8 protein-coding genes are annotated in these 5,888 nt (G+C 68.6%); 6 read left to right on the top strand and 2 right to left on the bottom strand.

The window, feature by feature from the left end:
* Positions 1–369 precede the first annotated feature (369 nt).
* From ACFYXM_RS36750 to ACFYXM_RS36765, 4 genes are all read left to right on the top strand, one after another.
* Positions 370–783, top strand: coding sequence for a hypothetical protein (locus ACFYXM_RS36750; RefSeq protein WP_389296168.1), 414 nt, complete (start codon positions 370–372; stop codon positions 781–783).
* Between the two features lie 62 nt (positions 784–845).
* A complete protein-coding gene (locus tag ACFYXM_RS36755) occupies positions 846–1,643 on the top strand; it encodes an ATP-binding cassette domain-containing protein (protein ID WP_389296169.1) in 798 nt (265 codons plus the stop codon).
* Positions 1,640–2,938, top strand: coding sequence for a hypothetical protein (locus tag ACFYXM_RS36760; protein ID WP_389296170.1), 1,299 nt, complete (start codon positions 1,640–1,642; stop codon positions 2,936–2,938). Before ACFYXM_RS36755 ends, ACFYXM_RS36760 begins: the two co-directional genes overlap by 4 nt.
* On the top strand, positions 2,908–3,546 hold the full coding sequence (locus ACFYXM_RS36765; protein ID WP_389296171.1) for a hypothetical protein: 639 nt from the start codon (positions 2,908–2,910) through the stop codon (positions 3,544–3,546). The genes ACFYXM_RS36760 and ACFYXM_RS36765 overlap by 31 nt, the downstream gene beginning before the upstream one ends.
* Before the next feature lie 52 nt (positions 3,547–3,598).
* Here ACFYXM_RS36765 and ACFYXM_RS36770 read toward each other — a convergent pair whose 3' ends face one another.
* Together ACFYXM_RS36770 and ACFYXM_RS36775 are read right to left on the bottom strand one after the other, a co-directional pair.
* Positions 3,599–3,880 (bottom strand): hypothetical protein, encoded by a 282-nt coding sequence (locus ACFYXM_RS36770; RefSeq protein ID WP_389296172.1) that lies wholly within the window; start codon positions 3,878–3,880, stop codon positions 3,599–3,601.
* A gap of 210 nt (positions 3,881–4,090) precedes the next feature.
* Positions 4,091–4,813: an IS6 family transposase gene (locus ACFYXM_RS36775; RefSeq protein WP_389296174.1), complete on the bottom strand. Its 723-nt coding sequence runs from the start codon at positions 4,811–4,813 to the stop codon at positions 4,091–4,093.
* Between the two features lie 156 nt (positions 4,814–4,969).
* Here ACFYXM_RS36775 and ACFYXM_RS36780 point away from each other — a divergent pair, with 156 nt between their 5' ends.
* Together ACFYXM_RS36780 and ACFYXM_RS36785 are read left to right on the top strand one after the other, a co-directional pair.
* Positions 4,970–5,380, top strand: a complete 411-nt coding sequence (locus ACFYXM_RS36780; RefSeq protein WP_389296175.1) for a toxin glutamine deamidase domain-containing protein — start codon at positions 4,970–4,972, stop codon at positions 5,378–5,380.
* A complete protein-coding gene (locus ACFYXM_RS36785) occupies positions 5,380–5,646 on the top strand; it encodes a hypothetical protein (RefSeq protein ID WP_389296177.1) in 267 nt (88 codons plus the stop codon). The genes ACFYXM_RS36780 and ACFYXM_RS36785 overlap by 1 nt, the downstream gene beginning before the upstream one ends.
* Positions 5,647–5,888 lie beyond the last annotated feature (242 nt).

Here is a 5,888-nt window from a genome sequence, read left to right on the forward strand (position 1 = left end):
TGCCTGCCGCGGCCTGAGCACCGAGCCGGAACCCGACCCCACCACACCCGACACACCGTCAGGCATACACACCCTCAACAACGTGACAGCGCCGGCCGGACGGCTGGTGCCCTCCGGTCGAGCTGGTCGACTTCCTCCAGGCCGGAGGCCGCATCGCCGTGCTGCTGTGCTGCTGTGCTGCTGTGCCAGGCTGCCCGAGGCGCTCTGCCGCATCCGGTGCTACTGAAACGCGCCCCACAGGAGCGGTATGGGCCGTTCCGCAGGGCGCTTCCAGCCATTCCGTCACATGTGTGACTCCCCTCACTCTGGCCCCGGTGATCGCCGCTTATGTTCATTGGGCCCGATCAACCGAAGACCGAACAAGGAGTCATGTACGTGTTCCTCACGAAGAAGCGAATAGTGACCGTCGGTCTCGTGGCGGCACTGGCACTGCCTGCCACCGCCGCCGTCGCCGGCGAGATCTCCGGCAGCCGTCTGCCCTTCTCCATCGCGACGTCCGGCTCCGCGGAGGACAGCGACCGCTGGAACGGCCCGAGCTCCGGCCATGCCAAGCCGTGCGGGGACGTCCCGGCCTCGCAGCCCAACTCGTTCAGCGCCTACATCTACGAGGACAAGTCATTCCTGCCCGACCCGCAGATCGCCTCGACCTCGCGGGCCTATTCTCAGGCGTACGGCTGCGGCTCGTACAAGGGCACCAACACGGGTGGCAAGTACTACACCAAGGCCACGTGGTCCGGCATACCCGGCAGCCGTGCCAACGGCTACGTGGCCGCGGAGAACTGACCGGGCGCCGGGCCGGACAGGCCGGAAGGCAGACCGGAAACCGAACGAACTGACAGGAAACCGTGTCCGTAGAAAGTCACACCACCGCAGCCGGCAGCGCGCCGACCGCGACCGTCGAGGGTGCCACGGTCCGATACAAGACCGTGGTCGCCCTCGACGGCGCCCACGCGGAGTTCCACCCCGGCACCACCGCCCTGCTCGGGCCGAACGGCGCGGGCAAGACCACCCTGCTCTCGCTGCTGAGCACCGCCCGGCAGCCGGACCAGGGGACGGTAAGCCTGCTCGGCGCGTCCGTGCACGGACGCGCCGGAGTGCGCGGGGTGCGGGAGCGTATCGGCGTACTGCCGCAGTCCTTTGGCTACTACCCGCGCTACACCGTCCGGGAGTTCACCGAGTACGCGGCCTGGCTGCGCCGGGTGCCGCGTGCGGAGCGGACCGAGCGGGTGCGCGAGGCGCTGAACCTGGTGGAGCTGGAGAGGTACGCGGACCGGCGGATGGGTGCCCTGTCCGGCGGCATGCTGCGCCGGGCCGGGATCGCGCAGGCAGTGGTCAACCGGCCGGCCCTGGTCCTGCTGGACGAGCCGACGGTGGGCCTCGACCCGGTGCAACGGATCAGCTTCCGCACCCTGATCCGGGCGCTCGGGGAGCGTTCCGCAGTGGTGATGAGCACGCACCTGGCGGAGGACGTGGCACAGGTTTGCGACCGTATTCACGTCCTGCTGGAAGGCCGGATGCGGTTCACCGGGACGGCCGCCGAGCTGTGTGCCCAGGCCGACGGCCACGACGGTGCGACGCTGGACGGCTCGGCGGTGGAAGCCGGCTACCTGGCCGTGGTGGAGCGGAACGGGGCGCCGGTATGAGGCGGGTGCTGTTCACCGAGATGCGGCGCGGCGAGGCGGGCAAGGTCGCGCTGCTGTCGGGCGTGGCCGGCCTCTGGTACCTGCTTTCCGCGGACGCCGCGACCAGCGACTGGATCGGCTGGTGGAACCAGGCGAGCATCAAGGTCCAGGTCTTCGGCGTAATCGTGATGGGCTCGCTGATGAGCGCCGCCGCAGCGTGGACGGCGGGCCGCGCCCGGCGGACGCGGGCAGACGCCTGGACCGACACCACGCCCCGCGGCGGCTGGCCACAGGCGGTGCTGCTATGGGCGGCCGCCTGGCTGTGGTCGCTGCTGGTATACGCGGTGATGACCGCTGTCGCCTTCCAGCGTACGGCGGCCGTCAGCGAGGCCACCGCGCCGGTGTGGAGCCCGCTGATGCTGGGCGCCGCGATGACCGGGCTTCAGATCGCGGCGGGCGTCTGCGCGGGCACCCTGCTGCCGTCCCGGATCACCGCGCCGGCCATGGGTGCGCTGTGGTACCTGGTGTTCGTTCTCTTCGCCTTCCTCCCGGGCGTCCCCCTGGCACGGCTGTTCCCGGCACTCGACGAGCACTGGGACGCCATGTTCCAGCCGCACACAGGCCGTCTGCTGATCGCGGCCCTGTGGTGCGGCGCGGCAGCGCTTGCCCTGTTGGCGCTGCCCGCGCTGGTGCGGCGCGCGCCGCTCTCGCCGGGGCCGCTCGTCGCCGTACCCGCTGTGTTGGCGGTGGCGGCTGGCGGAGCGCTGTTGGCCTTCCGTGCCCCGGTGTCCGAGCCGTTCTGGGCGGCACGCGCCGAGCAGCCCGCCGAGCCGGTGTGTGTGACAGAGGGCCACGTCCGCGCCTGCCTGTGGCCAAACGACCGGCATCTGCTGCCCCAAGCGCGCGAGGCGGCCCGGGCCGTCGACCGCACGGTCGGCCCGCTGCCGGGGTTCCGCCGCGACTTCCGCCAGGTCGGGCTACGGTTGGTCGGCCCGGGCAGCGCGGAACTCCCGGTGTACCGGCCGGTCCTGGACTCGGCCACGATGACCGAGGCCATGCTGAGCGCCGCCCTCCCGCCGCGGCCGGAGGGGTGTGCGCCGCACGTCCTGCCGGATACCGGCGGCTATCCCGATGCCTTCCTGGTGGAGGCCGTGGTCAACTCCCGTGCCAAGATGCCCACGCCGTACTACGGGGACCGTTTCGCCAAAACCCTGGAGCGGGTCCTCGCCGCGCCGACCGCCGACCAGGACCGCTGGCTGTCCGCCGCCGCCGGTGCCATCGGCGCGTGCCGGCCCGTCCCCGTACCGCCGCGGTGACCCCCGTCCTCGCCTTCGCCCGCAGCCGCAACCTGCCCCGTGCGGCGGCTGGTGCGCTGGTGATGGCCCTGGCCACCGCGGTGTTCGCCGGGACGCGGGTCGAGATCCCGGACTTCCGCTACCTGGTCGACTACGGCATTCCGGTGGCGGCGGTCGCACCGGTGGCCCACGCCGTCGTCCTGGGCACTACGCTCCACTCTCCCATGGCCGACCTGGAGCACACCGCCGCCCAGCCCATGGCCCTCTTCCGGCGCCTGCACCTGCTCGCGCTCACCGTGATGGCGGCCGCCCTCTCCGCGCTGCCGATCCTCTTCGGGCTGCCCGCCGACGTAGCCGCTGCCTCGGTCCGCAACGCGGTCGGCTATCTGGGCCTGGCCGGGATCAGCGCACGGTTCTTCGGCAGCGGCCTGGCCTGGCTGCTGCCGCTGGGCACCTTCGGTCCTACCCTGCTGCTTGGTGTGGCGCCGGACAACACCCCGGAGTGGTGGGCTTGGTCGATCCACGCCCCGTCCGCTCCCGGGTCCCTGGCAATCGCCGCTCTCCTCTGGCTGACCGCCTTCCTCCTGCCGACCGCCCCGCCCCGGGCGGACGACCGCGCGGAGGTGTAGCACCGGAGGGCGGCGAGGTGGAGCGCTGGAGGGCTCGTTGTGAAAGCGCTGGTCACAGCCATTCGTTGATGACTGTGACCAGCAGAGCTCCAAGGGCGGCGTCACGCTGCGCCAGGTCATGAACCGGCTCGTTTCCGAGGGGATGCTGCCGCACACGCCGTCGATGTACCAGCACCAGTCCTCCCACCTCGCCCAGGCCCGCCGCGAGGGCCGTTTCCCGGACCTGATCGACACCTTGCGCGAGGTCCACGTTCCGCCGGCCTGCCCGGATGCGGGCGCGTTCCTGCTCGAGGCCGCCACCTGGTTCGCCCTCGACCGCACCGAGGGCCAGCACCCGGTATACGTCGCAGCGGAGAAGGACACCCTCCGGCAACTCCTCACCGGCTGGCTGGCCGAGAACGGCATCCCGGTCCTGGTCGTCCGCGGCTTCGCCTCCCAGTCCTACGCCGACGTCGTACGCCGCCGCACCACCCGGCACGGCGTTGTCAACTTGTTCGGGGTGGGGGTGTCGAGGGCGTGGTGGGGCCGGGTGGAGGCCTGCCGGTCAGGCTGCCGCGGGCAGGCCAGCGGTGCCGGTGATCTGCTCCCAGGTGGTGAAGCGGGCGGTCATCTCGGCGCGGTACTCGGACGCGGCCATCAGATGTCGGCGGGGTCGGAAGTGGGGCGAGATCTGGCTGAAGGCAGCGAGGAACTTCTGGGCGGCGCGGCGTGAGCGGAAGTACTTCATCGCGCGTTCGCGCTGCCTCGTCGGCTGGTGGGAGTTCTCGGCCCGGTTGTTCAGGCCCTTATGGGAGCGGTGCTCGACCGAGCGCATCAGCTCGCGGTGGGCGACGCCGTAGGAGCGGAGCTTGTCGGTCACCAGCACCCGCGGTACCCGGCGCTGCTTCTTCATGAGCTTGGCCAGGAACCGCTTCGCGGCCTTCGCATCCCGCTTCGACTGCACGAGGATGTCCAGGACGTCGCCGTCCTGATCGACGGCCCGCCACAGGTAGTGCCGCACCCCGTTGATCTTGATGAAAACCTCGTCGAGGTGCCATTTGTCCCCGGCCTGCGGCCGACGGCGACGCAGCCCGGCCGCGTACCGAGGTCCAAAGTGCGTGCACCACTGACGGATCGTCTCGTGAGAGACGGTGATCCCGCGGGCGAGCAGCAATTCCTCGACCTCGCGGTAGCTGAGGGGGAAGCGGTGGTACAGCCACACCGCATGCGCGATGACCTCCGCCGGGAACCGGAACCCCTTGTACGACGGCGCCGCTCCGGTCTCCACGCTGTCCCTCCCCGACCCCGACAGGCGAACCCGAAGATCACCCTACCGGCAGGGTCCACAACAACCTGACAACGCCGTCCAGCCTTCAACTGGGCACGTGGGAAGTTCAGCCCGCAGCAAGTTGGGAATCTGCGATTCGGTCCGGGTGGCGGAGGGGTGACCCTGGGATACGGTGGTATCCCGTATAAAACCCCTATAACTCCCCGACTCAAAGCACTGGTCAATCCTCAAGGCGGCGAAACTAACTGCCGCGCCTGCGCAGTGGCCGTCGATCACCTGCTGCGTGACGGTACAGTTTCTGTGGCCCCTGGGAGTCTTACGGCAGGATCAGCAGCGACAATTGAGCAATTGTATGGGCGAACATTCCAGACGTCTACCGTATCTGGAATTGTCAAGGAGATAAAGGGGGCCGGGGATGGTGCGAGAGGGATTGTCTATGGAGGTCGAGGACGCAATGCGCATGTTTTCAACGTCGTAAACATCAAGGGAGATGTGATTTTCTTGGACGGCCAGCAGGGGCAGGCTAAGCTCAACTGGAGAAACTATTCACTCCTAAGGACGAATTGATGCTGAGCATAGAAGAGGCTTCCAGGCTGGCGGCGGAATTCTTGAAAAAGACCGTGAGTAGCGAGTCCATGCCGATGGCTCTCGTGGAAGGTGAACATGCTCGCGTAGGAAGTGAAATTATGTTCGATTGCCAGTCGGTTGCCTTTATTCGCAGCGGCGACCCTCGCGATATGGCAATTGGAATCGGCTACGTGGCCGTAAACGCAGAGACCGGGGAGTGTCGGTTGCTCGGCGCTGTGGAAGCGGCCGACCTCGATCTGTTCTGATGGAACAGAACCCTGCTCCCCATCACCACGCCGGGGAGCAGGGTAACTGTGCGAGCCCCAAAGCGGACAGTTCAGCTTCAAGAGGACTGCCCCGGAGCGCACTGCCGAGTGCCTGCTCACGGCGAGGCGTTGTCAGGTTGTTGTGGACCCTACCGGCAGGGGGCCCAAAAAAAACGCCAACCCCCGATAAAAACACCCCCACCCCCCAAAAAAAACATAAGAAAGACCGAAGCCACCAAACC

It is taken from the genome of Streptomyces sp. NPDC002476, from assembly GCF_042889785.1.
GTDB lineage: Bacteria > Actinomycetota > Actinomycetes > Streptomycetales > Streptomycetaceae > Streptomyces.